Annotated in this window: 24 protein-coding genes; 12 read left to right on the forward strand and 12 right to left on the reverse strand. The window is 44.1% G+C overall.

Going from position 1 to position 26,626, the window contains the following annotated elements; translation table 11 throughout:
- The coding region (locus tag F6K57_RS23555) for an H-type lectin domain-containing protein (RefSeq protein ID WP_293070994.1) at nucleotides 1-884 on the forward strand (884 nt) is incomplete at its 5' end.
- Between the two features lie 268 nt (nucleotides 885-1,152).
- Here the strand turns inward: F6K57_RS23555 and F6K57_RS23560 are convergent.
- Entirely contained in the window at nucleotides 1,153-1,491 is a 339-nt protein-coding gene (locus F6K57_RS23560; protein WP_293044052.1) for a DUF2973 domain-containing protein, read from the reverse strand.
- A 147-nt stretch (nucleotides 1,492-1,638) separates the two neighbouring features.
- Complete coding sequence (locus tag F6K57_RS23565; RefSeq protein WP_293019781.1) at nucleotides 1,639-1,986, reverse strand: DUF2605 domain-containing protein; 348 nt, start codon at nucleotides 1,984-1,986, stop codon at nucleotides 1,639-1,641.
- 968 nt (nucleotides 1,987-2,954) lie between these two features.
- Here F6K57_RS23565 and thrS point away from each other — a divergent pair.
- Together thrS and F6K57_RS23575 are read left to right on the forward strand one after the other, a co-directional pair.
- Nucleotides 2,955-4,772 (forward strand): threonine--tRNA ligase, encoded by a 1,818-nt coding sequence (thrS, locus tag F6K57_RS23570; protein WP_293070996.1) that lies wholly within the window; start codon nucleotides 2,955-2,957, stop codon nucleotides 4,770-4,772.
- 174 nt (nucleotides 4,773-4,946) lie between these two features.
- Nucleotides 4,947-5,135: a hypothetical protein gene (locus F6K57_RS23575; RefSeq protein WP_293070998.1), complete on the forward strand. Its 189-nt coding sequence runs from the start codon at nucleotides 4,947-4,949 to the stop codon at nucleotides 5,133-5,135.
- Here the strand turns inward: F6K57_RS23575 and F6K57_RS23580 are convergent.
- From F6K57_RS23580 to F6K57_RS23590, 3 genes are all read right to left on the reverse strand, one after another.
- The gene (locus tag F6K57_RS23580; protein ID WP_293071000.1) at nucleotides 5,044-10,041 is read right to left on the reverse strand and encodes a tetratricopeptide repeat protein; all 4,998 of its coding nucleotides are present in this window, start codon (nucleotides 10,039-10,041) and stop codon (nucleotides 5,044-5,046) included. The two genes, F6K57_RS23575 and F6K57_RS23580, sit on opposite strands and share 92 nt — an antisense overlap.
- Nucleotides 10,042-10,077: 36 nt before the next feature.
- On the reverse strand, nucleotides 10,078-10,224 hold the full coding sequence (locus F6K57_RS23585) for a hypothetical protein (RefSeq protein WP_293071002.1): 147 nt from the start codon (nucleotides 10,222-10,224) through the stop codon (nucleotides 10,078-10,080).
- Between the two features lie 107 nt (nucleotides 10,225-10,331).
- Nucleotides 10,332-10,532, reverse strand: coding sequence for a hypothetical protein (locus tag F6K57_RS23590; RefSeq protein ID WP_293071004.1), 201 nt, complete (start codon nucleotides 10,530-10,532; stop codon nucleotides 10,332-10,334).
- A 47-nt stretch (nucleotides 10,533-10,579) separates the two neighbouring features.
- Here F6K57_RS23590 and F6K57_RS23595 point away from each other — a divergent pair, with 47 nt between their 5' ends.
- Nucleotides 10,580-11,164 carry a thioredoxin family protein gene (locus tag F6K57_RS23595; RefSeq protein ID WP_293071006.1) on the forward strand — a complete coding sequence of 195 codons (585 nt, stop codon included), beginning with the start codon at nucleotides 10,580-10,582 and terminating at the stop codon, nucleotides 11,162-11,164.
- 465 nt (nucleotides 11,165-11,629) lie between these two features.
- Here F6K57_RS23595 and F6K57_RS23600 read toward each other — a convergent pair whose 3' ends face one another.
- The gene (locus tag F6K57_RS23600) at nucleotides 11,630-12,070 is read right to left on the reverse strand and encodes a helix-turn-helix domain-containing protein (RefSeq protein ID WP_293071008.1); all 441 of its coding nucleotides are present in this window, start codon (nucleotides 12,068-12,070) and stop codon (nucleotides 11,630-11,632) included.
- Nucleotides 12,071-12,186: 116 nt separating this feature from the next.
- On the opposite strand from F6K57_RS23600, the gene F6K57_RS23605 reads away from it, so the two are divergent.
- The 5 genes from F6K57_RS23605 to F6K57_RS23625 all read left to right on the forward strand — a co-directional run bounded on the left by F6K57_RS23605 (nucleotide 12,187) and on the right by F6K57_RS23625 (nucleotide 19,599).
- Nucleotides 12,187-12,804, forward strand: a complete 618-nt coding sequence (locus tag F6K57_RS23605) for an NAD(P)H-dependent oxidoreductase (RefSeq protein ID WP_293071010.1) — start codon at nucleotides 12,187-12,189, stop codon at nucleotides 12,802-12,804.
- A gap of 39 nt (nucleotides 12,805-12,843) precedes the next feature.
- The gene (locus tag F6K57_RS23610; protein ID WP_293071012.1) at nucleotides 12,844-13,563 is read left to right on the forward strand and encodes a glutathione S-transferase family protein; all 720 of its coding nucleotides are present in this window, start codon (nucleotides 12,844-12,846) and stop codon (nucleotides 13,561-13,563) included.
- 585 nt (nucleotides 13,564-14,148) lie between these two features.
- Nucleotides 14,149-15,948 (forward strand): mechanosensitive ion channel domain-containing protein, encoded by a 1,800-nt coding sequence (locus F6K57_RS23615; RefSeq protein WP_293071014.1) that lies wholly within the window; start codon nucleotides 14,149-14,151, stop codon nucleotides 15,946-15,948.
- Between the two features lie 1,037 nt (nucleotides 15,949-16,985).
- Nucleotides 16,986-18,806 (forward strand): mechanosensitive ion channel domain-containing protein, encoded by a 1,821-nt coding sequence (locus tag F6K57_RS23620; protein ID WP_293071016.1) that lies wholly within the window; start codon nucleotides 16,986-16,988, stop codon nucleotides 18,804-18,806.
- 100 nt (nucleotides 18,807-18,906) lie between these two features.
- Entirely contained in the window at nucleotides 18,907-19,599 is a 693-nt protein-coding gene (locus tag F6K57_RS23625) for a CPBP family intramembrane glutamic endopeptidase (RefSeq protein WP_293048119.1), read from the forward strand.
- On the opposite strand, the gene F6K57_RS23630 is transcribed toward F6K57_RS23625, so the two are convergent.
- Together F6K57_RS23630 and queD are read right to left on the reverse strand one after the other, a co-directional pair.
- Complete coding sequence (locus F6K57_RS23630) at nucleotides 19,542-19,694, reverse strand: hypothetical protein (RefSeq protein ID WP_293048116.1); 153 nt, start codon at nucleotides 19,692-19,694, stop codon at nucleotides 19,542-19,544. The two genes, F6K57_RS23625 and F6K57_RS23630, sit on opposite strands and share 58 nt — an antisense overlap.
- Before the next feature lie 21 nt (nucleotides 19,695-19,715).
- Entirely contained in the window at nucleotides 19,716-20,108 is a 393-nt protein-coding gene (queD, locus tag F6K57_RS23635) for a 6-carboxytetrahydropterin synthase QueD (protein ID WP_293048125.1), read from the reverse strand.
- A gap of 441 nt (nucleotides 20,109-20,549) precedes the next feature.
- Here queD and fumC point away from each other — a divergent pair, with 441 nt between their 5' ends.
- Both fumC and F6K57_RS23645 read left to right on the forward strand, forming a co-directional pair.
- Complete coding sequence (gene fumC / locus F6K57_RS23640) at nucleotides 20,550-21,944, forward strand: class II fumarate hydratase (protein WP_293071025.1); 1,395 nt, start codon at nucleotides 20,550-20,552, stop codon at nucleotides 21,942-21,944.
- A 140-nt stretch (nucleotides 21,945-22,084) separates the two neighbouring features.
- On the forward strand, nucleotides 22,085-22,405 hold the full coding sequence (locus F6K57_RS23645; RefSeq protein WP_293027688.1) for a hypothetical protein: 321 nt from the start codon (nucleotides 22,085-22,087) through the stop codon (nucleotides 22,403-22,405).
- Here the strand turns inward: F6K57_RS23645 and F6K57_RS23650 are convergent.
- Together F6K57_RS23650 and F6K57_RS23655 are read right to left on the reverse strand one after the other, a co-directional pair.
- Nucleotides 22,395-22,667 carry a hypothetical protein gene (locus tag F6K57_RS23650; RefSeq protein WP_293071019.1) on the reverse strand — a complete coding sequence of 91 codons (273 nt, stop codon included), beginning with the start codon at nucleotides 22,665-22,667 and terminating at the stop codon, nucleotides 22,395-22,397. The genes F6K57_RS23645 and F6K57_RS23650 overlap by 11 nt on opposite strands.
- The gene (locus F6K57_RS23655) at nucleotides 22,648-23,604 is read right to left on the reverse strand and encodes a cation transporter (protein WP_293027682.1); all 957 of its coding nucleotides are present in this window, start codon (nucleotides 23,602-23,604) and stop codon (nucleotides 22,648-22,650) included. The genes F6K57_RS23650 and F6K57_RS23655 overlap by 20 nt, the downstream gene beginning before the upstream one ends.
- A gap of 16 nt (nucleotides 23,605-23,620) precedes the next feature.
- Here F6K57_RS23655 and F6K57_RS23660 point away from each other — a divergent pair, with 16 nt between their 5' ends.
- On the forward strand, nucleotides 23,621-23,848 hold the full coding sequence (locus F6K57_RS23660) for a hypothetical protein (protein WP_198954364.1): 228 nt from the start codon (nucleotides 23,621-23,623) through the stop codon (nucleotides 23,846-23,848).
- A gap of 329 nt (nucleotides 23,849-24,177) precedes the next feature.
- Here F6K57_RS23660 and mutL read toward each other — a convergent pair whose 3' ends face one another.
- Both mutL and F6K57_RS23670 read right to left on the reverse strand, forming a co-directional pair.
- Nucleotides 24,178-25,935 (reverse strand): DNA mismatch repair endonuclease MutL, encoded by a 1,758-nt coding sequence (gene mutL / locus F6K57_RS23665; RefSeq protein WP_293071022.1) that lies wholly within the window; start codon nucleotides 25,933-25,935, stop codon nucleotides 24,178-24,180.
- The gene (locus F6K57_RS23670; RefSeq protein ID WP_293027671.1) at nucleotides 25,913-26,050 is read right to left on the reverse strand and encodes a hypothetical protein; all 138 of its coding nucleotides are present in this window, start codon (nucleotides 26,048-26,050) and stop codon (nucleotides 25,913-25,915) included. The genes mutL and F6K57_RS23670 overlap by 23 nt, the downstream gene beginning before the upstream one ends.
- Nucleotides 26,051-26,626 lie beyond the last annotated feature (576 nt).

Raw genomic sequence — 26,626 nt, forward strand, 5'->3', positions numbered from 1 at the left:
AAACTATCGATCGCCTAAGAAGCGAACGAGATGATCTCAAGAAAGAACTAGATACCTACCGAAGTTATCTGGATAAGCGCTCTACAGATATCAGAGCTTTAATTTATACAGAATTACAACTATTTTCCCCAAAAATAGCTGAGGAACTCAGGAAGGAATTCAGAACACAATTTCACCTCGTGATTGCCTTGTTGGTTTTCACTACCCTATTGACCACCGTCAGTGGTTTTGTAGTTATGTCTAGTCTTGTTGATAGTTCGGTAAAAGGACATATCAAAGATCAAGAAGAACAACTTAAGAAACTCAACAAACGTATAAACAATTCTCTATTTGATAACCGAGTTGATCTGCAAGTTCTTCAGCAACAAACTCAAACTATCAAAGCCCAAACTCAAGACTATCAAAAACAAGCTCACTATCTAAATAGTAAGGTACAAAGCTTAGATATCAACGCTTCTACTATAGAGAAAAAACTTAATGCTCTTCTAGAATCAGACCCAGTAGCCTTGGGAGATATAGTTGAACGGATAAATAACTTAACTCAAGATAGTAATCAGCTGATTACTATCTCTCGCAGTATCGAAGAAGTGGCTAATTCACAGATTAAACTGGAGAGTGGAGAGATTTCTGTTAGGGAAGGGAATTTATCAAAGGGTGATGGCAGACGAAGAATATCAGGTGAGCAAAAGTTTAATACCAACTTTTCTTCCGAGCCTGTGGTTTATATTGCTTTAAACGACATCGATAGTGATAATGATGAAAATCTCCGATTAAAAGTTGATGTCACTGATGTCAACCGAGAGGGGTTTCAGTATGTATTGGAAACCTGGGGAGACACGCGGGTTTACAGTGCTAATGCAAGTTGGTTTGCCTATGGCAAATAAATCAGATCTAGTCCGGTTTAATACTTATCATTGAATGGTGTTCGTCAAGGAAAATGGATTCAGCGCTGCATCGCTATTCCCTATTCCCTATTGCCTGGGCGCAGCGCTATAGTTTTTCCACCCACGAATTCGGTCAGGGGAAATAGTTTTGGTTATCCCCTTTCCCTTTGTCTAGCCCTAACGTGAAATCAATAGACTACTAGACATCTCCATAAAATCGGTTTTGACCCAGGCATTACAAGGGTTTGAGGTTAATTTTTGGAGATGTCTACTGGTTTTCTTCTGTCTTCCCCTTGCTGTTACCGGGAGAAGAATTGTATATAGCGTCTAACTGTTGGCGAGCGTCTTCAACGGTCATTGACCGCATCACTAACAGCGGTTCATTGATAGGGTTGCCACTATCATCAAGCAGTTCCGGGTGCGGTACTGACTTAGCAGGAGATGGATTGGCATTCACTTGATTCCGACCCCATTGGGCGGGTGATTTTCCCGATGCTGAGAAAGAACGCTGGGAATCAAAACTCAAACTTAATAGGTTACGAATTAAATTCCCAATCGCTAAAAATGCTATAACAGTAAAGGCAATTAGATAAATTAGGTGTAACATCGTATTGTCCTCCCGACCAAATAGTTGGTCTTTAACTCCTTGTCTTGCTCAGGGATAAAAAACGGCTTTTTATAGGTGGTTAGTTAACCTTAACAAAACGTAGTCCACTATTTCCTCAATCATTTCCTGAATCTAGGTGCGTCAAGATTAGTCATTCCCTGAGGCCGCTGACTCGGATGCACCGGATGCCAATGATCGCAACCGGATTGCCACTCCCCAACATTCTCTCACTAATTGGTGCCATGGCATCATGGTAGAAAGTTCAACTCCTACTTGACCATTAGTGGCGTCAAAAAGCATTTTAGCTGTATTTACCTCCTTCTGGGCTTGCTTTACCCGCTTGAGTAGCTCAGATTGTTCCTCCGTGGTCAAAAAGGTGATATCTTCAGTTTCTAACAACGAAAGCGATCGCTCAAACCAGTAGTCAAAATCTACTAGTAGCGGTTCCAATATGGTTTTCAGTAACTCCGGTGTTGATGGCTGGGGTTGATCCATGATATTAAAAGGGTTTATTTTTTCATAGTCTACCTTAATTATATTTACATTTTTTTACAATTTGTGACATAACCCTTAACACTTTTAGAACACTACTACTCCCTCAAAATTCAATTGAGGGGTAAGCATATGCGCTACTTGAGATGCTACTTGAGGTGCGGTCAGCCGTCAGCGGTCAGCCGTTAGCAGACGTAACTCAGCATTATTGGAATGGTTACCTGTTTTCTTGATGCAAAGCGCTCATGGGGGAAACCACGGCAATAGCGAGTGGGGGGAACCACGGCAGCGCGGTCATGGTTTGAAGTTACCGTAAGATAGTGGAGCCTTATTAACAAATATTTAACCCTTTTCTGCATAACCTGCTAACTATAAAGGCTCCACTATCTAAGGTTTCGTCTCCGGGGAGACCCCCAAGACCGGGCTGCCTCCCCAAGACCGGGCTGCCTCCCCAAGACCGTAATGGTGCGTTTGACCCGTAATTAAATTCGCCACGGGTCGCACCTGAGGCATCGCTTATTCAAAAGCACCATCTGTAGCGTGGCACAGGCTTCGACGCATCGGACCCATTAGCTGATAGCTGATAGCTGATCCCTGAAAGCTGATAGCTGAATGCTTACATTGAGGGGTAAGCTCAAGTCCGGTTGAATACCCATCATAAAGACGATTGATGGCCAGATGGTTAAATGGGGCAGATTTTGATTAAGGGTAATTATCCTGACATGATCTAAAATAGACCTTGGCCAATTAGGCACGCTTGTACTATGCATTTGTGCTATCAATTAAGTACCAAAACCATTAAGCCAACCCGTAACCCCTAACCCCTTGCCCTCACCCTCAAAACTAAATTGAGAGAGTACTACACCAGAAACATGTACTTTGCGAAAAACTAAGCTTTGTATCATAGAGGGATAGCACAAAATTGGTGTTACGGTCATAGCGCGTTACTCAATTCCATAGAACATTCACCGATGGTTAACTCAGAACCCTCCGAACAGCCTGAAAAAATTCATTTGCCCCGTACTAGCGAATCCGATACCCTAAAAAGGCTCCGTCATACGACCTCCCATGTGATGGCGATGGCCGTCCAGAAGCTATTTCCGAAGGCTCAGGTGACTATCGGTCCTTGGATTGAAAATGGTTTTTATTATGATTTTGATCAGCCAGAACCGTTTACTGAGCAAGACCTGAAGAAAATCCAAAAGGAAATGGTCAAAATCATTAAGCGGAAGCTTCCGGTAATTCGGGAAGAGGTGCCACGGGAAGAAGCTCAACGGCGGATCAAGGAACTGGGTGAATCCTATAAACTGGAAATTTTGGCAGATTTAGAAGACCCGATCTCGATTTACCACCTGGGGGATGAGTGGTGGGATTTGTGTGCTGGTCCCCATTTGGAAAATACCAGTGAAATCAACCCGAAGGCTATTGAATTGGAAAGTGTGGCTGGGGCTTACTGGCGAGGGGATGCGAGTAATACTCAACTCCAGCGCATTTATGGTACAGCTTGGGAAAACCCAGAGCAACTACAGGAATATAAGCGCCGTAAGCAAGAAGCCCTGAAACGGGATCACCGTAAGCTGGGTAAGGAACTGGGACTGTTTATTTTTTCTGACCCGGTGGGACCAGGATTACCCCTGTGGACCCCGAAAGGAACGGTTTTGCGTACCCTTTTGAAAGATTTCCTCACGCAAGAACAGCTTAAACGAGGTTATCTACCAGTGGAGACACCCCATATTGGTCGAGTGGACTTGTTTAAGGTATCCGGTCACTGGCAGAACTATAAAGAGGATATGTTCCCGATGATGGCTGAGGATGAGGAAGCAGCAGCCGCAGAACAAGGATTTGTCCTAAAGCCGATGAATTGCCCCTTCCATATCCAAATTTATAAGAGTGAATTGCGCTCCTACCGGGAATTGCCCATGCGCTTGGCAGAATTTGGTACAGTGTATCGCTATGAGCAATCTGGGGAACTGGGGGGGTTAACCAGGGTGCGCGGTTTCACGGTGGATGATTCTCACCTATTTGTGATGCCGGATCAGTTGGATGGGGAATTCATCAGTGTGGTGGATTTAATCCTGTCAGTGTTCAAAAGTCTGCAACTGAAGAACTTTAAAGCACGGTTGAGTTTCCGTGACCCGGCCTCGGATAAGTATATTGGTTCCGATCAGGCTTGGGAAAAAGCCCAAGGAGCAATTCGCCGTGCTGTGGATACCTTGGGCATGGAATCCTCTGAAGCACTAGGGGAAGCGGCATTTTATGGCCCGAAACTGGACTTTATCTTCCAGGATCTCCTGGACAGGGAATGGCAGTTAGGAACGGTACAGGTGGATTACAACTTGCCAGAACGATTTGATTTGGAGTATGTGGCAGAAGATGGCACTCGCCAACGCCCGATTATGATTCACCGTGCCCCCTTTGGGTCTATCGAGCGCCTAACTGGGATATTGATTGAACAGTATGGGGGAGACTTCCCCTTCTGGTTAGCACCAGTACAAGCACGATTGTTACCAGTCGGGGACGCACAATTGCCTTTTGCTCAGGAAATGGCAACAAAAATGCGATCGCATGGGATACGGGCAGAAGTCGATACCAGTGGGGAAAGGCTTGGTAAAGCAATTCGTAATGCCGAAAAGGCTAAAATCCCGGTGATGAGTGTGATTGGTGCCAAGGAAGTCGAAGCAAACAGTTTAAATATTCGTACCCGTGCCGCTGGGGAATTGGGAATGATGCCCATAGACCTGGTTGTAGAAAAGATGGAGCAGGCAAATCGGAATCGGGAGAATTTTTAGACTCTAAAGGGAGTAGGGAAAGAGAGGGGAGTGTCGGAGGTGTGGGAGGTGTGGGGAGATAGGGAGATGGGGAGATGGGAAGATGGGGAGATGGGGAGATAGGGAGATGGGGAGATGGGGAGTTAGATCAGCAACTGGCTTGGTTTCCACGGGGCTGACAAGGTGCGGACCCAGGTGACCAAATTCCCAATTCCCAATTCCCGATTCCCAATTCCCGATTCCCTACTCCCTACTCCCTACTCCCTACTCCCTACTCCCTACTCCCTACTCCCTACTCCCCATTCAACAGTTCTGGCAAAATCCCATCACACAATTTGCGATCGCTTTCACTCAAGGTCGGATTATGCTTCAAATAGTCCCTGATCCAATAGCACCCCTTCACCAATAAATTCTTTAAATCAGAGGTTAAATCACAGCTAGTGGTATGACTCCCCCTGGTAACTATCCCCTGTCCAGGTTTTACACCTAGGAGTGTACTGCCATTAATCGGTCCGCCAACGGTTTTGATTTCTGTACCATCGATATTCCAGATTTTAGCAGTACCATCTTCACTGACCGATACCAAAGTTTGACCGTCAGCCAGGAAACAGGCATTGCACACAGGAGCAAGATGTCCTTTTAGGGTTTTGAATTCCTTACCATCACGAGTCCAAAGCTTTACCGTCCTATCAGAACTAACGGAAGCAATCATTTGACTGTCTGGACTAAAAACAACACCTCTAACTCCTGCTTGATGTCCTTGTAAGGTAGTGATCAGTTTACCATCCAAACTCCACAGTTTCACCGTTTTATCAGCACTAGCGGAAGCCATAATTTCACCATCCCCACTGAATCTCAAACAGACAATTTTTAGACTATGGGCTGGAATCGTATCGATTAAGCTACCATCGAGATGCCAACGTTTAATGGTTTTATCTTCTCCTGCGGAAGCCAGCATCTGACCATCCTGACTGAATCTAATGGTAAGGATTTTAGCAAGATGACCGTTGAGAGTATTTAGCAGTACTCCGTTATCCTGTCCATACTTATCATCAATCCCCCACAACTTGATGATTCTGTCATTACCCGCAGAAGCCAGGATTTTACCATCAGGACTAAAACTTAGACTCCTGATACTCAGACCATGGGCTGGAAAGGTTTGCAGTAAGGCTCCATTAAGATGCCAAATTTTAATAATACCATCCACACTAGCAGTGGCTAATAGTTTTGCTTTAGGACTAAAACTGACACTCCTGACACTAGCTTCATGTCCTGAAAATGTTCTGAGTAATGTGCCGTCTAGACTCCATAGTTTTACTGTTTTATCTTCACTAGCTGAAGCATACTGCTGACCGGTAGAATTAAAACAAAAGCCGATAAGTTTACCAGTATGGCTTTGCTGAGTATTGAGTCCAATGCCCTTGAGACTCCAAAGTCTGATAGTTTTATCTACACTAGCAGAAGCCAGTAGCCGTCCATCGGGGCTGAAACTTACCCCACACACAGACCCTTTGTGTCCTCGTAAGGTCTTGAGCTTAATGCCATCAAGGTTATAAAGTCGAATTCGATTATCTTTACTGGCTAGTGCTAACATTTGACCATCGGGACTAAATCTAACCCGATACACTGGCAAGCCATAATTATCGATGGAGTTGAGTTCTTTGCCATCTATATTCCAGAGTTTAACGGTACCGTCCGAACTCCCGGAAGCCAGCATCCGACCATCTGGACTAAAGCAGACACTCCAGACACCCCTTGCATGACGATTGAAAATTTTGGGCCAACTACTGTCTAAATTCCAGAGTTTGATAGTGCCATCTTCACTAGCGATCGCAAGGGATTTACCATCAGGACTAAAACTAATCCCAAAGTTAGCAGGACCAAACCTGGTCAGGGTTTTAATCCGAGTACCATTAGGATGCCACAGCTGGATCGTGCCATCTTTACTAGCAGCAGCAATGGTGTTACCATCGGGACTAAAACTAATGTTGAAAACTTGGTTTTTATGACCTCTGAGAGTTTTCAGTAACTTGCCATCCCGTTGCCAGAGTTTGATGGTGCTATCAGCACTAGCAGAGGCAAACATTTCACCATTGGGACTAAAGCTAATGCTAAACACTTGCTCCTTGTGACCCCGACAGCTTGCCAAAGCTTTCCCATCAATTCCCCAAATCTTGATGGTGCCATCTTCACTAGCAGAGGTAATTAGTTTACCATCAGGACTTAAACAAACACCAAATACTCCCGCATCATGTCCTTCCAAACGATTGCACTCTTGCAAGTTATTGATAATTTCCTGAAGCTGATTCACTTGTTGCTGTTTGATATCAGGAGCAACCTCTGTGGTGAGTAATCGTTTACCAGCTTTTACACTAGCGATCAATGCTCCTAACTGGTCGTGGGAAGATAGTAGAGCTTGAGATAGAGAACTCAGGGCTTTAATTTCTGCAATTTCTGCTCGTCTTCGTTCCTTTTGTTCTTGATGAAGTGCTTGCTTTAGTTCTTCTTTGGTCAGTTTTAACTCCGCTAGGATTTGAGGCTCTTGTCCTTGGCGAATAAATGATACTAAATAATCATGAACTAACTGATAACGATCAGCAGGATATTCTGGCACTTCAAATACTAAACCAGAACCCACTAACACCTCCATTACTAAATCCAGTTGCTCCTCTTCTAAGTCCAAATCTTCAGCTAATTCAGCCTGAGTTTTTAGCGGTCGCATCCCGTTTTCATCGGTCAGTAAATATAAAACAAGTTTAGTGATTCGTTCGTTCTCTTCACCACAGTCTTTAATAGCTGTTTCTAGGTATCGTTCAACCAGTTTTTCCTTCGGACCTTTGGCTAGATAATCTGCTAAGGTGGTAATTTTTTCGGCTTGGAGCTGAGCTCCTACCACTTGCAACTCAATGGGGAGCACCTCATTGGTATCTCCTGCTAAATCCTTGACTAGAGCATCGGTTAGGGTTGGCTCTAGAGAAAATGCCGTGTGTTCCGTTAAGCTTTTAATAACTGATTTAGTTTGCTTTGGGGAAAAGTTACCGAGATAGTAAAGAATCGTTTTATCTAAAATATTGTTGTTAATGACATCTAATTGAATTAGACGGTTACACTCTAACAAGTAATGAAGGTCATCTTCTCTAAGGGATAAAATAATTTTAACATAGGGAATATTCAAACAGATCTTCATAAATTCATATAAAACCATTCGTTGCTTTCTGTCTTTAGCCGCAAAGAAAAATTCTTCAAATTGGTCAAAGACTAAAACCACTAGGATATTGTATTCTGTTATTTCCCAGAATGTCTTGAGAATTGCGGCTGTTGTTTCTAGAGTATTACCATGATACTTAATCAGTTTTTTTTCTGCCAGAGACTTGGCTAAGGCTTTTCCAAATTCGGGAATCCAATCGGTATAAACTTGCTGGAAAACCGTTAATACCTCACGGGAGCCAATGGTTTTTTGTTTCAAGGTGGGAATTAACCCAGCTTGGACAAGGGAACTTTTACCTACTCCTGATTGACCATAAATTACCGTTAGTTTATGGTCACTACGGCCCATACGTTGCATTAAGCGATTGACATCCCCTTGTCTACCAGAGGCCGCAATGGCTGGGGTCACAGAATTGTGGTAGTCTAGATTCGGTAATGCTGGGTTAGTTACCTGTTGTTTAGGCTGCAATCGACCAGCACCAATAAAGGCTCGAAAATTGTACTGCTGCTCAATGGAGCGTCGTTCTTGTTTAACCCGAAAAGCAGTCAAATAGTTACCTTGTTGGCAGTAGCACTGGCGCAATTCTTCTAAAATCCGAATGTAAAGCTCTGGATCATACTGGGCTTTGGTTCTGGCTTTGGCCGTTTCCAGAGTTGTCAGACTGTCTTGGATTTTAGCTTGCTGCTGTTGCTGTTGCGATCGCGCAGCCCCACGATGCGATCGCGCTAGAGACAATAAATACCAACCTTGGTGAAATGAGCGCTCCCAATCACAATCGGTATCGAGTGAGCATGAGGTTGGTGTACACAATTCAGACAATGCCTGTTCTAAGATTAACAGAGCCTGTTGGGCTAACTGTTGCGCTTTAGTCCAATCAGATTTCCATAAGGCGACTTCTGCTAAAAAGCCATAGGCTCGCGCTAGTCTAAACGGATTACCATAGGTTTGATGGAGAGTCAAGGCTTTGTTAGCAACCGCCTCCAACTCATCCCACTGCCCTAGTCGTTGTAGTACCTCTGCCCAAGGATTAATAAACTTGGCAACTAAGTCTGGTCGCTCAGCCTGTTCAAAGACCTTAATACATTGCTGATAATACTCTGCGGCATGACCACAAGCGACTTGATGCTCAGCCCGATGTCTCTCAGCATAGGTACGCCACCATAATCCTAAATAGTACAGTAAGCATCCAACCCGCTCTGATGAGGAAGTGAATGTTTGGGGTTTTTCCTGGGTTGCCCTGGCCTCTGGCTCAATCTGCTGCCATTGGGCTAAACTACGCTGATAATGTTCTAGAGACTCTTGTGATGACCCATCAGCGGCACGACCCAAAACAAATTCTAAGCTGGCTTCTAACCGTGGGTCTAATCTGACCTTACGATGGTTTAGCTCATTCTGGGCTGACTTTAACTCCGTGCGGCGAGTCGAACCAATGCCCAAATTCAGGTCATCATTGTCTAGAAATCTGCCAGCACCAGAGTTTAATACTTTGCCATAGACCTGATTGACCGTTTGCTCAATAAAATCAATTAACTCATCCGTTGCCATCTCAAAGCCTATGGGAGTAGCAGCCCAACTGGTGAAATCTGGTGCTACTCGCCTCAGCTTGTGTTGGACCTGATCGGTTACCCATAACACCAGGGGGAAGGGGAAGGTTTTGCGAAATTCATCCCGTGCATTATTGGTAGAAACCAATAACCTATCAATATCCCTAACTAATTCCAAATTGTGAACAATAAGGGCATCGGGTAGTATTGATGTCAGTTCCGCTTGAACATTGCTATAGAGGTTAAGAGCCGATGAGGCCAAAGCCCTGGAGTGAAACTTAATCTGGTAGCGTTCTGTCAGTTGTTGTGTTAAGCGCTGCCGCAATGATTGATAATTACAACGGGCTAAAATCAGAGAAAATTGTCCCTGAGAAAATGCGATCGCCCGTGCTAGCATTCTTAATGATTCATTGTTATTGCCATTGAAATCTTTGGGTTGGAGCGTCATATTTATTCCAACGGTTGTGCTTCTGCCAGAATCTGATTTACGCCCTGACCATCCCCTCTGCTGATCTTGGTAGCCATGGAGCGCGTTCATGGGGGGGTTTCTACCATTATTGACTACTGCAAACCCTTAGGGTTTCCACCGTTGGGCAACGGTTTTGGTTTCCAAGGGTAGTGCGTTCGCGTAGCGTGGCCGTTCGCGTAGCGTGGCCGAAAGGCCAAAAGGCCAGACAAGGGTTTGATAGGGATCTTCACCCTTTACTCGCCTTTGCTGCAACACCTGAAACAGTAATTCCCATTATTTACCAGTAACCGCTGGCACCTGAATCTTCCGTTGCTTTCTGATTACCTTTTCCAAGCAACGACCTCTAGGAAGTTGATCTATTATACCACATTTTTTTTGTTGTTCGCGTAGCGTGGCCTTTTGGCCAAGATTGGTTGGTTGAAGGTTGGTTGGTTGAAGGTTGGTTGGTTGAAGGTTGGTTGGTTGAAGGTTGGTTGGTTGAAGGTTGGTTGGTTGAAGGTTGGTTGTTCCCATAGCGTGGCCGAAAGGTCAAGGTTGTTGGGATCTGATATCGTAGTCAAGGTTATAAGAATATAAGTTTTCAGCGCAATAGTTTAGGAGTAAAACGATGGCACTAGTTAATTCGACAATGTTGTCCTTAGGTACCAAAGCACCAGAGTTTCAGTTACCGGATGCAGTGTCTGGCGAGACGATTTCCTTAGAGACCTTTGCCGGTAAGCAGGGGTTACTGGTAATGTTTATCTGCCGTCATTGTCCTTTTGTTAAACATGTACAGGGAGAATTGGCCAAGCTAGGGAAAGACTATGCCGATGCTAATCTCGGTATGGTGGCAATTAGCGCTAATGATGCGGATAATTACCCGGATGATGCTCCCGATCAACTTAAGGAAATGGCTCAGGCGCTGGGATTTACCTTTCCCTTCTGTCATGATCAGAGTCAGCAAACGGCTCAGGCTTATACAGCTGCTTGTACCCCAGATTTTTTTCTATTCGATGCTAACCAAGAGCTAGTTTACCGAGGTCAATTGGATGATAGTCGTCCTAGTAATGGGATACCAGTTACCGGTAAGGATTTACGAGCAGCTATTGATGCGGTGCTAGGGTCGCAACCGGTGAATTCTGAGCAAAAGCCTAGTATTGGTTGCAATATTAAGTGGAAGCCGGGGAATGAACCAGCTTATTTTGGTGTTTGATATGTTGTTGAATTGAGAATGAAGAATGTAGAATGAAGAATGAAGAATGCAGAATGAAGAATTAAGAATGTAGAATGAAGAATGTAGAAGAATGTAGAATTAAGAATGTAGAAGAATGTAGAAGAATGTAGAATTAATAATTTAGAATGCAGAATGCAGGGTGTTGCTGAATCAAGGAATGAATAGAAGTAGAGTGGGCTACTGCCCGCCCGAAAATAAGCATGAAACTGGCAAGATGCCAGTTCCACCAAGATGCCCATTCCACAAAACTCTTAAAATCATTCCATTATTAAGCAACGCCGAATTATCAATTATCAATTATCAATTATCAATTATCAATTCTTAATTCTTAATTCTTAATTCTCAATTCTCAATTCTCAATTCTCAATTCTCAATTCTCAATTCTTAATTCTTAATTCTCAATTCTTAATTATAATCCTCACCGAACTGAGAACTGTTAAAAGATTAGATATTATACTCCTCTGCCCATTTCTTTAGCTCCTCCAGAAATCTCAGGGCTGTGCGACCAAAATCTGTGATCTCATAGGCCACAGCAATGGGCTTGGTACTGATTACGTTACGGTTGACTAGGCCCGTATCCTCCATTTCTCTAAGTCGCTGGGTCACCATTTTTTTGCTAGCTCCGCCGATCTGGCGCGCTAGATCGTTGAATCGCATCGGGCCATCCTTGAGATGCCAAAGAATCGATCCTTTCCATTTGCCACCCAAAATCCGCATTCCACGCTCGATTGGACAGGGGCTGAGACAGGGGTCAATGGCCTTCTTGATGGCATCACTATCGGTTTTGATGTCGATGTCACTATCAGTTTCGATGTCAATGCTGTGTTCGCGTAGCGTGGGCCTATGCCCATCGCTATCTATTTCCATGTCCATGAAGGAACTCATATTTTATACCTGGTTACTAAACGTAGACTAGTTGACTATCGTAACTTAAATTTTTACCATGAAGCAATACATGAAGCAATAACTGTACACATTATCTGATGGGAGGAAGTAGTCTGATGAAAACCCTGCTTTTGATTTTGGGCAAAGAGACTAAGGAGTTCGCTAAAGGCCGCTACAATCAAGGTCTTTTCGAGATAGCGGTGGAGATATTGAAAGATCAATACGAGCTACTGACCACTGTTGTGGAAGACGGCTACAACATTCCAGAGGAGATTGCGAAATTCAAGCAAGCTGATGGGGTCATTTTTCAGTACCCAGTGTACTGGTTCATGATGCCGTCAACCCTAAAGCGTTACATAGACGATGTCTACGCCTATGGTGAGTTTTTCGGGCACAGTAATGGCTCATACGGATCGGGTGGCCTGATGAATGGCAAGAAATTCATGCTGTCTACTACATGGAATGCGCCCGCCGACGTCTTTAATAATCCCAATAGTTTTTTTGAAGGACTCTCACTACAAGAGGTGCTGCTGCCCATGCGTAAGAGCCATGAGTTTTGTGGCTTCGAGGAATTGCCCCATTTCGCGTGCTACAACGTCATCAAAAATCCACAATTTGACGCTGACCGAGAACGGTACATCAGTCACCTAAAGATGGTGTTTCTTGACCCCGACCATGATTTAGGTGTTGAAGTGGCGAAGCCTCTGTCTGCTCCGTGCTCCAAAGCTCATTAAAACTAACTCAAGCGTCAATATCTCATCCAAAGAAAAATCATGACGAAACAAGCTGAGATTCATCTTTACACTGCATCGACTATGAACGGATGGAAGCCGCTGATCTTTCTTGAAGAAGCAGAGGTGGACTATGAGATGACCTATATTGACTTTTCCAAAAAAGAACAGAAATCAGACTGGTACAGATCTCTTAATCCCAATGGGCGCATCCCGACCATCGTGGATCGTGGTAATGACGATTTTGTGGTTTTTGAGTCGGGTGCGATTCTTTGGTATCTAGCTGAGAAATATCAAAAGTTCCTTCCCGAGGGGGAAAAAGCTCGATCCCAAGCGCTTCAGTGGCTGATGTTTCAGATGAGTGGCATTGGACCGATGATGGGTCAGGCGATGTACTTTCAGCGGATTGCAGAACCTCAAGGGCATCGTGATGAATTTGCCATCAAGCGCTATGGGTCAGAATCACGAAGGCTACTGGAAGTCTTGGATCAGCAGCTTGAGGGGAAAACTTACATCCTTGGCAATGAGTTCACTATTGTAGATATGGCCACTTATCCTTGGGCACGAGCTTATTACTGGGCGAAAGTATCGGTGGATGGGCTGAAAAACCTTCAAGGCTGGTTTGACCGTATTGATGCCCGACCTGCAACTCAACGGGCACTAGAGCTCCCTAAACCCTTTCCTGCCTTTTTTGGAAAAGGGGATGTGGCTGCGGCAGAAGCTGCTAATTCCGCACGTTTTCAAAGTGATATTAAACCATAAGCCATGGATGATGGAAACAAAAATTAACACTCGGGGAAATAAAAATGTGATAAAATCCTAGTCGTTGATCAGGGAAGATTGGGCAAAGCAAAATTTTTGTCCAAGGTGTTTGTTTGCCAAAAATGTTGGTCAAAAATAAGCACATCCCTTGATTTGATCCAATAAAAGGCTATCTATACCTTTTTGACTGTTTACAGTTAACTGTTAACCGTTAACTATTGATTGCCCCGGGATCTTCTTTTTAGGGTTAGATATAGAGGATTATTAAGGGATAAATTATGTCAAAATCCCGAAGAGTTGGGGAAAATTCAGCTCCTATCCTCTTGAGATCTGCCCCCCTCAGTCTAAATCGAGCAATGTTACAGCTGTGCCGATCTTCCGGTGGTAAGCTCGGGAGCAACTGTTGACAGTTAACGGTTAACACTGAACAGTGAACCAAACTATACACCTTATATCTTCTTTGATTAACACTGAAAAGTCAACCAAACTGTACAGGTTACATCTTCAGGTGCGCTTGACCTTGGCGAATTTAATTCTTAATAGGTCAAGGGCACCTAATTAACGTCTTATCAACACGAAAAACCAATGATTCTTTACCGACAAAAGAAATTTAGCATTTTGTTTGGCAGTCTCTTAATCGTTGGGGCATGGTGGTTACCTGTCCAAGCTCAACAGACCACTAATTCACCCAATGAGCAAGCGGTTACGACTGAAGATTCAACTATTCCGAAAGCGGTTACTACTGCAGATCCAACTATTCCGATTGAGGAGCTAGAGCTATTGCTCAAGCCATTCACTAAGGATGAGCTGGATGGTGAAGCTCAGGGGTGGATGTCCTTGCTTAAAACTAAAGTTAAAGAACTCAGCGATGCGGAAATTGCTGTCAAGCGCAAAAATCGAGAGCTTCAAAAAACTAAGGAAGCTGTTGATGCCCTAGAAGATGCCAAAAAGGCTCTTGAGGAAGGGACTGAGCCATCCCCATCAGGTGGCGTAAAAGCTAAAGAGGGGGCGGAAGAAGCACAGGAAGCTCTCGAAAAAGCTCAGGAGTCAGTAAAAGAAGCAGTCAAACAAGGAGAAAAGACCGAGCAGGATAAAACCTCGCAAGGGGCGATTGATCAAGCAGTTGAAGGTACTCAACAGCAGAAAGATAAAGCCAAAACCTCAAGCTCAGAAGAGGAAGTTGCTAAGGTTCAAGAGCAGATCGGGACAATTAGCAACAAAGTCGTTACGGATGAACAAGAGCAGAAAAAGACTGAACAGGGACTGGAAAAAGCCAAAGAAAACATAGAAGAAGCGGTCGAGGCGAAGGCCGAAGTTAAAAAGCAAGTACTGGTCAACATGACCAGATTGCGGGATGAACGCACTGCTTTGAGCGATCGCTTTGAGGTGGTACTTCAAGAGCTGGAACTTAAAGACGGTGATGTCAAGTCGTACAAAAAATACATCGATGCCATCAGTGGGATTAAGGTAGACGTAAGCGACACTCAAGGAACCTGGATTACCATCGTCGGCTGGCTCCAGTCTAAAGAAGGAGGTCTGCGCTGGGCGAATAACATTGGCAAATGTATAGGAATCGTTGCTGGTTTTAGCATCCTATCGGTGATCTTAAGTACACTCCTCGAGAAATCTTTGTGGATGTTCCCGAATATTTCAGTGATGTTGCGTCAGTTCTTGGTTAGTCTAACCCGCCAAGGATTATTTGTGGTGGGTATTATTGTAGGGATTACTGCCCTAGAGGTCAGTATTGGCCCACTGATCGCTATGATTGGAGCTGCTGGTTTTGTGGTAGCATTTGCGTTACAAAGTACCCTCGGTAACTTTGCCAATGGGTTAATGATATTACTCTATAAACCTTTCGACGTGGGGGATATGATTGAAGTAGCTGGGGTAAAAGGAGAGGTTGAGGATGTTAACTTAATTTGCACCACCATCAAGACTCCTCGAAATAAAATTATTATTGTGCCCAACAATTCAGTCTGGGGTAACGTTATCGAGAATGAAACCACTAGCCCCGTCCGCGCTATGTTTATCACAGTAAGGGTCAGCTACCAAAATAGTATTACTCAAACGAGCCAAGTTCTTAAAGATATTGCTAACTCTCATCCTTTAGTATTGAAAGACCCAGAACCTTGGATTACGACCGGTGAATTGGCTGAATATGCTGTTAAGATTTGGTTTAAAGCATATACTAAGACAGAGGATTACTGGACTGTCTATCCTGACATCAATCGAATTATAAAAGAAAGATTAGAACAAGAGGGAATTGTGATCCCACTGCCGAGACAGGAACTATACATTAGCGAATCTATGGCTAAGGAAGAGGGCAGTATGGCAAAAAGGTTTAAAGACAATGACCTTCCCCTAGAAGAAGTTATGCCCAGATAGCAACTCCTTGCGCTCCATAGCTCTCTCCCCAAGGGTTAAACCCCACATTCCGCAGATTAATTTGTAGTATGCAAAGTAATACGCTAATCCTGTGTACCTTGGGGATTTTTTACATATTAATATTTAATTATATAATTAGCTATGTTTTATAGGCTACACATAAATCGTGATAATTACGTACTACACGGTGAAGTGCGGAATGTTGGTTAAAGGATGCTTTAATTAGCAGCCAGGTAAATAAAGATATGATAAAATCATAGTCGGTGCTCAGGGAAGATTGGCCAAAATTTTTGTCCAAGATGTAAGTTGGATGAAAAATGTTGGTCAAAAATAAGGATATCCCTTGATTTGAGCCAATAAAAGGCTATCTATGCATTGTTAACTATTTATAGTTGAGTGTAAAATTTTCACTATTCACAGGTGCATCTTAAGGTTGTAAATCTATAACTCAAGGAACTGGACAAGTGTTTTAGCCTTCAATGGTCGTATTTTTCCAAAAGCGATGCAGCGAGGTAGCACGGTCTTGGGGAGCCAGCGCGGTCATAGGGGGAACCTCTATGAGCAACTGCCGTGGTTTCCCCCACTCGCGCTTGGGATCAAGACAGTGAGATGCAGCCACTATTGACTGCCCCCGGCTCTTCATTTCTTGGTTAGATACAGAGAATTAGAAAGGCATAAATTCTGTTAAAATCCCCAATATTTGCGGAAAATTCCGATCCGCTCCTCTGGTGCTCTACCCCCCTCAGTCTAGATCGAGCAATAGTTACAGCCCTGCCGATCTTCGGAGGGTAATCGGGGAGCAACTATTCACACTGAACGGTTCACACTCAACAGTGAACCAAACTATACAGGTTGCATCTTCATTGTCTTGATGCAGTCGCTCATGGTTTGAATTTACCGTAAGATAGTGGAGCCTTATTAAAAAATATTTAACCCTTTTCTGCATAACCTGCTAACTATAAAGGCTCCACTATCTAAGGTTTTGTCTCCGGGGGAAACCCCCAAGACCGCGCTGCATCGCTGGTTCACACTCAACAGTGAACCAAACTATACACGTTACCTCTTCATTAACGTCTTATCAACACGAAAAACTAATGATTCGTTACCGACAAAAGAAAATTAGCATTTTGTTTGGCAGTCTCTTAATCGTTGGGGCATGGTGGTTACCTGTCCAAGCTCAACAAAGCACTAATGCACCCAATCAGCAAGCAGTTACAACTGCAGATCCAACTATTCCGATTGAGGAGCTAGAGCTAATGCTCAAGCCCTTGACTAAGGATGAGCTGGATGGTGAAGCTGAGGGGTGGATGTTCTTGCTTAAAACTAAAGTTAAAGAACTCAGCGATGCGGAAATTGCTGTCAAGCGCAAAAATCGAGAGCTTGAACAATCTAAGGAAGCTGTTGATGCCCTAGAAGATGCCAAAAAGGCTCTTGAGGAAGTAACAGACACTAAAGAAAAAATAGAGACTGAGCCATCACCATCAGGTTCTGTTGAAGCTTTAGACGCTGCACAAGAAGCACAGGAAGCTCTCGAAAAAGCTCAGGAGTCAGTAGAAGAAGCGGTAAAAGAAGAAGAAAAAACCCAGCAGGATAAAACCTTGCAAGGGGCGATTGATAAAGCAGTTGAAAGTACGGAAGAGGATAAAAATAAAGCCAAAACCTCAGACGAGGAAGTTGGTAAGGTTCAAGAGCAGATTGGGACAATTAGCAACAAAGTCGTTACGGATGAACAACAGCAGAAAAAGACTGAACAGGGACTGGAAAAAGCTCAAGAAAAGATAGAAGAAGCGGTAGAGGCCAAGACCGAAGTTAAAAAGCAAGTACTGGTCAACATCACCAAACTGCGGGATGAACGGGCTGGTTTGAGCGATCGCTTTGAGGTGGTACTTGAAGAGCTGGACACTAAAGGTGGTGATGTCGAGTTGTACAAAAAATACGTCAATGCCATCAGTGGGATTAAGGTAGACGTAACTGACACTCAAGGAACCTGGATTACCATTGTTGGCTGGCTCCAGTCTAAAGAAGGAGGTCTGCGCTGGGCGAATAACATTGGCAAATGTATAGGAATTATTGCTGGCTTTAGCATCCTCTCGGTGATCTTAAGTACACTCCTCGAGAAATCTTTGGGAATGTTCCCAAATATCTCAGTTATGCTGGGTCAGTTCTTGGTTACTATCACCCGCCAAGGATTATTTGTGGTGGGTATTATTTTAGGGATTACTGCCCTAGAGGTCAGTATTGGACCACTGATTGCTATGATTGGAGCTGCTGGTTTTGTGGTAGCGTTTGCGTTCCAAAGTACCCTCGGTAATTTTGCCAATGGGTTAATGATTTTGCTTTATAAACCTTTCGACGTTGGCGATATGATTGAAGTAGCTGGAGTAAGAGGTAATGTTCAGGATGTTAACTTAATTTGTACCACCATCAAGACTTATCAAAATAAAATTATTATTGTGCCCAACAATTCAGTCTGGGGTAACGTTATCGAGAATGAAACCAGTAGCCCCGTCCGCGCTATCTTTATCACGGTAAGGGTCAGCTACGCCAATAGTATTACTCAAGCGATCCAAGTTCTTAACGATATTGCCAACTCTCATCCTTTAGTATTGAAAGACCCAGGACCTTGGATCGACACCGGTGAATTGGCTGAATATGCTGTTAACATTTGGTTTATGGTCTATACTAAGAGAGAGGATTATTGGACTGCCTATTGTGACATCAGCCGAATTATAAAAGAAAGATTTGAACAAGAGGGAATTGTGATTCCACTGCCTCAGCATGAAATATACATAAGCGAAGCAATGGCTAAGGAAGAGGGCAGTATGGCACAAAGGTTCAAAGGAATGACGTTATCCTAGGGATCCCCTTAGGAAACTTGTACAACTGGCACAGAACTTACCGATAGTTTCCAGCAAAGCTTCTAGCATAACCAATAAAGTTATCACCGGAGAATTTCCAATGCTCAATACTCACTCTGGTAAACATCCCCTATTGGCTCTGCTACTGCTAGTTCCTGCTGGGAGTATCGGTGTAGCAATGGCACTATATATTGCTCCAGGATCATTAGGGCAGGCAGTATTCTCATGTTGCAAAGTCTGGTTACTCGCACTGCCTCTTGCTTGGTTTTTCTGGGTGGATCGTGGCAAGTTACGTATATCCTGGCCGAAGCGGCAGGAGTTGTTGACTGGAACTATTTTGGGACTGTTGATGTTTGGGATCATCCTTGGGGCTTATTGGCTTTTCGGTCAGCACTGGATTGATCAGACGGATCTTCGCACTAAAGCCCAAGAAGTCGGCATAACTAGTGCATACATTTACCTACTCGGGGCGATGTATTGGACTTTGATTAATGCCTTCCTGGAAGAGTATATCTGGCGTTGGTTTGTCTGGAGCAAGTGCCAGATTCTAATCCCGGGACTTGGGTCAGTATTGCTTTGTGCATTGCTGTTTACCCTCCATCATATTATTGCTTTAACGTTTTACACCCAGGATTGGCTGGTGGTCATCCTTGGGTCATTAGGGGTGTTCATGGCTGGAGCGGTATGGTCGTGGTGCTATCTAACCTACCGTTCCATCTGGTCTGGTTATCTTAGTCATGTTCTTGCTGATTTAGCGATCGCATTTGTCGGTTGGCAACTCCTATTCGGGTAACTAAGTTCTTGACTCAGGATAATTACCCTTAATAAAAATCTCCCCATCTCCCCATCTCCCCATCTCCCCATCTCCCCATCTCCCCATCTCCCCACCCTCCCATTAATTATCGCTATTCAACCGGACTTGATATTAGGTTTCATGTATCGCGTACCAGAGGTACAGGTTTCTTGAATTTCAACGGCATACAATCCTGGTAAACCTGCTTCTTCAAGTCGCTCAAAAACCCACTTGGCGATCGCTTCACTAGTAGGATTCTCCAAGCCAGTTGTCTCATTGAGGTAATAATGATCCAAAAAGTTATCTAACAGAGGCTTGACATAGGTCTTGATATCTCCATAGTCCATTATCATCCCCTGTTTGGAACCCTCCTCAATCAGTTGATTACCTTTGACATATACTCGCCCCACCCAGCTATGGCCATGTAACCGACTACATTTGCCGTCATGATGGGGAAGGCGATGAGCAGCTTCAAACCGAAACTCCTTGTAATTTAACCATTCTTCCATCATTTAGAATTAAGAATTAAGAATTTAGAATTTAGAATTTAGAATTTAGAATTTAGAATTTAGAATTTAGAATTTAGAATTTAGAATTTAGAATTATCTGACAATTCCTAGAAAAAACTCTATTGAGTTTAACCTAATTGTAAGAGGTAATCTAGACAAATATAACAGGTTACTGAATAAACTAGAGCCGATTAGTTTTGGTGTTTATGATAAATTAAGATTAGGGTTCAGGATTTATTGGGAAATCATAATCAAGTTTTAATATAGCCATAAACGGTTACCAAAATTGCTGATATCTATCGCTATTTTAAACATAGCATGAACTACGATAAAAGCCATGCATACCTACTCCCTACTCCCTACTCCCTACTCCCTACTCCCTACTCCCTACTCCCTGTGCTATACCATAAACGAAGGAACCAAGGGGAGTTGATATCACTGATGACTAAGATGCGAATAGAAACCGATAGTATGGGGGAAATCGAAGTTCCTGCTGATCGGTATTGGGGCGCTCAAACTCAGCGATCGCTAAAATATTTCTCGATTGGACAAGACTTTATCCCCCCGGAAGTCATAACAGCGATGGCTATTCTGAAAAAAGCGGCTGCTCTGACTAACTCTGAACTGGGTAAATTACCAGAGGATAAAGCTAAGTTAATCATTGAAGCAGCAACTGAGGTGATCGAAGGCCAGCTAGACGGTCACTTCCCTCTCCGTGTTTGGATGACTGGTAGTGGTACCCAGTGCAACATGAACGTGAACGAGGTGATTGCTAATCGTGGGATTGAACTAGCTGGGGGGGTGATGGGTAGCAAAAACCCAATTCATCCCAATGACCACGTCAATATGTCCCAATCTTCTAATGATACCTTTCCCACAGCTATGCACATCGCGTCAGCGGTAGCCTTTCATGAGCGACTGATGCCCAAGGTCAAGAAAATGCGGGATGCTCTAGAGGAGAAAGCGAAAGCATGGGATAATATAGCGAAAATTGGGCGCACTCACCTTCAAGATGCTGTACCGTTAACCTTGGGTCAAGAGTTTTCCGGTTACGTTGCCCAGCTAGATGCTAATTTAGCACGGATCGACTCTGTGCTTCCTGGCTTATACGAGTTGGCGATTGGTGGAACGGCGGTCGGGACTGGGTTAAATGCTGGCAAGGGGTTTGCAGAAAAGGCTGCTGAGCATATTGCTAAGTTGACTGGCTTGCCCTTTGTGTCTGCTCCTAACAAGTTTGCGGCTCTAGCAGCTCATGATGACATGGTTATGGCTAGCGGTGCCCTGAAAACCCTAGCGTGCTCGTTATTGAAGATTGCTAATGATATCCGTTTCCTAGGGTGTGGACCACGCTGCGGATTTGGGGAACTGAAGCTGCCATCCAATGAGCCAGGGTCTTCGATTATGCCAGGAAAAGTTAATCCGACCCAGTGCGAAGCGATGACTATGGCAGCTACTCAGGTGATGGGCTACGATAGTGCGATCGCATTTGCTGGTGCTCAGGGGCACTTTGAGTTGAATACCTTTAAGCCCATGATTGTGTTCAACTTGCTCCAATCTGTCCATCTACTTGCTGACAGCTGCAACAATTTCACAGACTTCCTGCTGAAGGGACTCGAACCGAATCGAGAGAAAATCCAGTATTTCCTGGAACAGTCCCTGATGCTAGTCACTGCTTTGAGTCCAATCATCGGTTACGACAAAGCTGCAGAAGTGGCGCACCATGCTTCTGAGAAGAACCTTACCCTCAAAGCAGCTTGCCTAGAATTAGGCTATGTTTCTGCTGTTGAGTTTGACCAGATTGTTGATCCCTATCGGATGGCCTATCCCCTTGATTAGTTTTTTAGGGAGTAGGGAGTAGGGAGTAGGGAGTAGGGGGAAGAGTGTGGGGAGAGGGGGGAGATTTGTAAATACTATATTGAGCAATTCCCAGCAACCTTTAACTATAAACTGAAAAGGATAATGTTAGCAATTTTAAAATGTTTGATTTTAATATCCTATGTGATTTCTCCCGTAACCATTGTGTAGCCATCTGTGCCATTTTAGTTCCTGCTAACTTGCTCCTGACCTTACAAACTATCATCTTTACTGTGATTGGTTATCCCCAAGTTCAGGTGCGGAAAGCTGCTTTAGTTGCGTGCATCCCAGCTTTGGCCATGCTATTCCATGTTTATAGTTGGTTGATGATTGGAGTAGTGATGGCTCCGACCTACATTCTGTTTACTTTAGCAGCTGTCTGCTTAAGTATTAATTTTTGGGCAATAAACTATTATAGTAGATTAGTTTATTTTAGGGAATAGGGAATCGGGAATAGGGAATCGGGAATAGGGAATCGGGAATGGGGAATCGGGAATGGGGAATCGGGAATGGGGAATCGGGAACAGAGGAACCCACCCCTAACCCCTCCCAGGAGGGGAACAGAGGCAAGAGGCAAGAGGCAAAAAGTCGGTAGTGGTAAACAATTCGTGATTTTAGCTCCCGAAACCTTGACCAGACCTGGGCTAAACCACTACCCGACTCCCGACTCCCGACTCCCGACTCCCTACTCCCCATCTGCTTCATCTTTACCGTTGATTTGTTGGTTACGGTTCGAGCCATTCCATCGTATGGATTCGGTTAAGTCATCATCGATGTGGAAAATAGCTTGTACTGGTCCGTAGCGTTCTTGAATTCCCCCCTGAATCCGTTCAGCAATCAGGGAAATGACTCCTGAGAACTCTGGATGCACTACCAAATGCATTTCAACATACATGAAGCGTCCTACAACACCCCGGCACTGAATTTGATCACAGCGAGTGACACCTCCAACTTGATGGGCTATGTTAGCGATCGCTTCTGGATCAATGGGAGTTTGTTTGACTAGCAGGGGCAATTGCCAGTTGATAACTTGCCAACAATTTGCCCCGGCAAAAAGCACCAGCACACTACTCAACAGTGGATCCAGCCATAGGAAACCTCGGGAAACCCCCCAAAGCCCACCGAGTACTAGTATAGTTAAGCCCACATCCTGAAGCATTTGAGCGGCCTGAAAGCGTAGGGTAGGACTCCTGACCACTTTAGCTTGGTAAATCATCAGGCAAGACCAACCAAGGCTCATGGCTAATACTGCTCCCAACAATTGTATTAAGGGTAAACTGAGCCGGACAGGAATAGTTAAGGTTCCTCCCTGAATCAGAGTTAGTAACTGCTGAGAGGAGAGTAAGCACAAATTTCCCCCAGCAAAGCCGAAAAAGGCAATTAGCACAAAGGTAATCACCGTTTCCCGTTTACCATGACCATAGACTGACAGATCTGGCGAATTGTCATAGGTAGTGATCATCAGCAAATTGATAAGGGTATTAAAGCAAATTAATAGGGTGAACAGGGATTCCCCCATCAGACTGAGCGATTGGGTAGCCCAAGCTGCTGACACCTTGACTGATAAAACAAACAAGCTGAGCCAGAGGGTAATGAATAATACCAGACGACTAGTCTGATCGCGGTTTGGTCCTTCGGTCATGGCCTGAAGGTAACAGATGTGGATTACCTTCACATTATCTTTGATTACCCTATTATTGATTGAGGCATCAGGCAATTATGCCATTTTATGGCAGTTCTTAATGGTTTTGGGGAGTTGGGAGTCGGGAGTCGGGAGTGTGGGAGGTGTGGGGAGTGTGGGGCGGGGGCGCAGGGAGTGTGGGGCGGGGGCGCGGGGGGAGAAGAAAGAAGAGCAGAGAAGAGCAGAGAAAAGGAGAGAAGAGTAGCAGGGAAGAGGGGAAAAAATCCTGTGTACCTCATTACTATGAACACTGCTATTATTAATGAGCAAGTTTTAACCTTACAAACTTGCTAACTTGCCAACTTAATAACCTTTAACTTGATAACTTAATAATCTTCAACTTGCTAACTTGATAACTTGCTAACCTTCAACTTGATAACTTGCTAACCTTCAACTTGATAACTTGCTAACCTTCAACTTGCTAACTTGCTAACCTTCAACTTGCTAACTTGCTAACTTGATAACTTGCTAACTTGCCAACCTTGGCCAAAAGGCCACGCTACGCGAACAACTTGCTAACCTACCAACCCTTCCTTATATCCCATGACTTTTCCCAATCACCCAATGACGGCGGAAAAAACGGGAAAGAGCAGACTCTTTTAACGATAAATAAATGGGACGCCCGTGGGGACAAGTGCGAGGGTTTCTAGTCTTTTTCCACTGATCTAATAACTGCTGCATTTGTGATAAACTTAGAGGGATACCATTGCGAATTGCACTGCGGCAGGCAGTTGCTACTTGAGCGGTTTGTAAGTCTCCTCCTAAACTCAGCTCTAATAGGGCTTTGGCACAATCGTCTCGCTCGCGCAACAGTTCTGGTGCATTCCGTACTGCCCACAGCTCTTCTCCAAAGGGGTCAACTTCTAAACCAATCCGCTGTAGTTGTTCCACCTGCTTAGGGGATAACTGCTGGAGAATGATGGGAGGTTCTAAGGGGACTAACTGCCAGCGATCGCATAATTCTTCATACAACACCCGTTCATGGGCAATGTGCTGTTCAATTAACCAAATACCGGTGGGATGCTCTGCTACGATATACATATTATGAACTTGAGCTATGGCTCGCAGTTGAATTAGCCCAATATCATCAGTTTTGCTATCAATTTTGCTATCAGTTTTGTCAGTAATTTCTTGAGTGGCTGGTATCACTTCAATTGAACGACTAGTGGTGTAACCTCCTCTAGCTTCCGATGTTTTGAGTAACTGTTTTACCCTGTTCGAGTGAATCGCTTCTGGGAGAGTGGCTGGGGTGATCCGCAAAGCTTGCTCGATAGCTTCAGCAACTTGCTCTTGCCAGTAGGATACCGAGTGTAAGTAAATTTCGGTCTTGGCTGGATGACGATTCCAGTCGATTTGACTCGGACAAATCCGCAGGTGCAGGAAACAAATGGGATAGCGGTCGCGAGGCAAGGTTCGAGCTAATGCTGTGATCATGGTTTGTTCCAATTCATGCGATCGCACAATCCGTCCATTAGTCGCTACCTTTACCCAGTCTGGACGTCTGCGATGGCATCGATCCGGTAATCCTAACACTAGCTCCATCAAACCATTTCCGAGATTTCCCTTAGTGCTTTTATCCTGTTCTTGTTCTGTTCCCGAATCCGGTATCGGCACCTCTACCGTTAGCGGCTGCAAATCACTTTCCTTTAAGTGCTTGATAATTTGAGGCAGAATCTGTTGGGCAGTATGACCAGGACAAAGATTAAACCATGGACGTCCATTTTGCTCCACTTGCCAGCTCACCCTAGGATGACACAGAGCATGTTGATGAATAATGGTTTGGACAGCACGCAACTGTTGTGCCATCGCCGGTAAACCCTGACGACGCACGGGCAACTTACCAAATAAATTAGACACTATCACAATCGTACCGGGTGCGATCGCAGCAGTTTCAATCTGACGCAGTTCACCTTGGGAATTATAGAGCACTCGCCACCCCTGACTATTTCCTGAGCATCGGCTCAAAATTTCTAACTCTGCCACAGCCGCCAAACTATGCAACGCTTCCCCACGAAATCCCAAACTAGTAATCTTCCACAGATCATCACTACTAGAGATTTTGCTAGTACTGTGAGCAGAAGCCGCTTTTTGCAAATTCTTCACCTCCATCCCTGTGCCATTATCTGCCACTCGTACCCGCCATTGCTCAGTCCACAGGGAAACGGTAATCCGACTTGCCCCAGCATCAAGGGAATTTTCGATTAGTTCTCGCACCACTGCGGCTATTGAATCAATCACTTCCCCAGCAGCAATTAGATGAACTACGTTTTTAGGTAGGGTTTGAATAATCATTTAAGGGAATTGGGAATTGGGAGTAGGGAATCGGGAATCGGGAATCGGGAGTAGGGAATCGGGAGTAGGGAATCGGGAATCGGGAATCGGGAATCGGTAAAAAATTGTACCTCATAAGTAGGATAAACGCTATATAGTTAATTTTTAATTAATTTTGTATAAAAGACAAACGACAACAAACAATTTTACTATAAATAATGTTATTAAACGGATTTACCTTAGTTCGATAGAACCAACGTGATCCAGGAATTAAGAATTTGGAGGATCGCGTCATTCCAAATTAATTATAAATTATTTACCCAATAATTAGTAATTCATTAGCGTTTGCTCAGCCATACAATTTTAGATTATATCTCAACAATATTGAGGAGTATAATAATTAAGTAATTATGGTTAGTTATCTTAACAATAAAACTGCCAGTTTATGACCTATAATTTAGATTTACTGCTATAGGATGTTGTGTATATAATCAAAAGTATTGCTGATCTAGCATAACCCTAAAAAAATATCCGAATGAGTCTGATAATTTCTAGATGAGCTACAGTCAATTTTCTGCCCTCTACTCCCGATTCCCGATTCCCAATTCCCGATTCCCGATTCCCGATTCCCGATTCCCGATTCCCGATTCCCGATTCCCGATTCCCGATTCCCGATTCCCGATTCCCGATTCCCGATTCCCGATTCCCGATT

This window comes from Moorena sp. SIO4A5 (assembly GCF_010672005.1).
In the GTDB taxonomy this organism is placed as follows: domain Bacteria; phylum Cyanobacteriota; class Cyanobacteriia; order Cyanobacteriales; family Coleofasciculaceae; genus Moorena.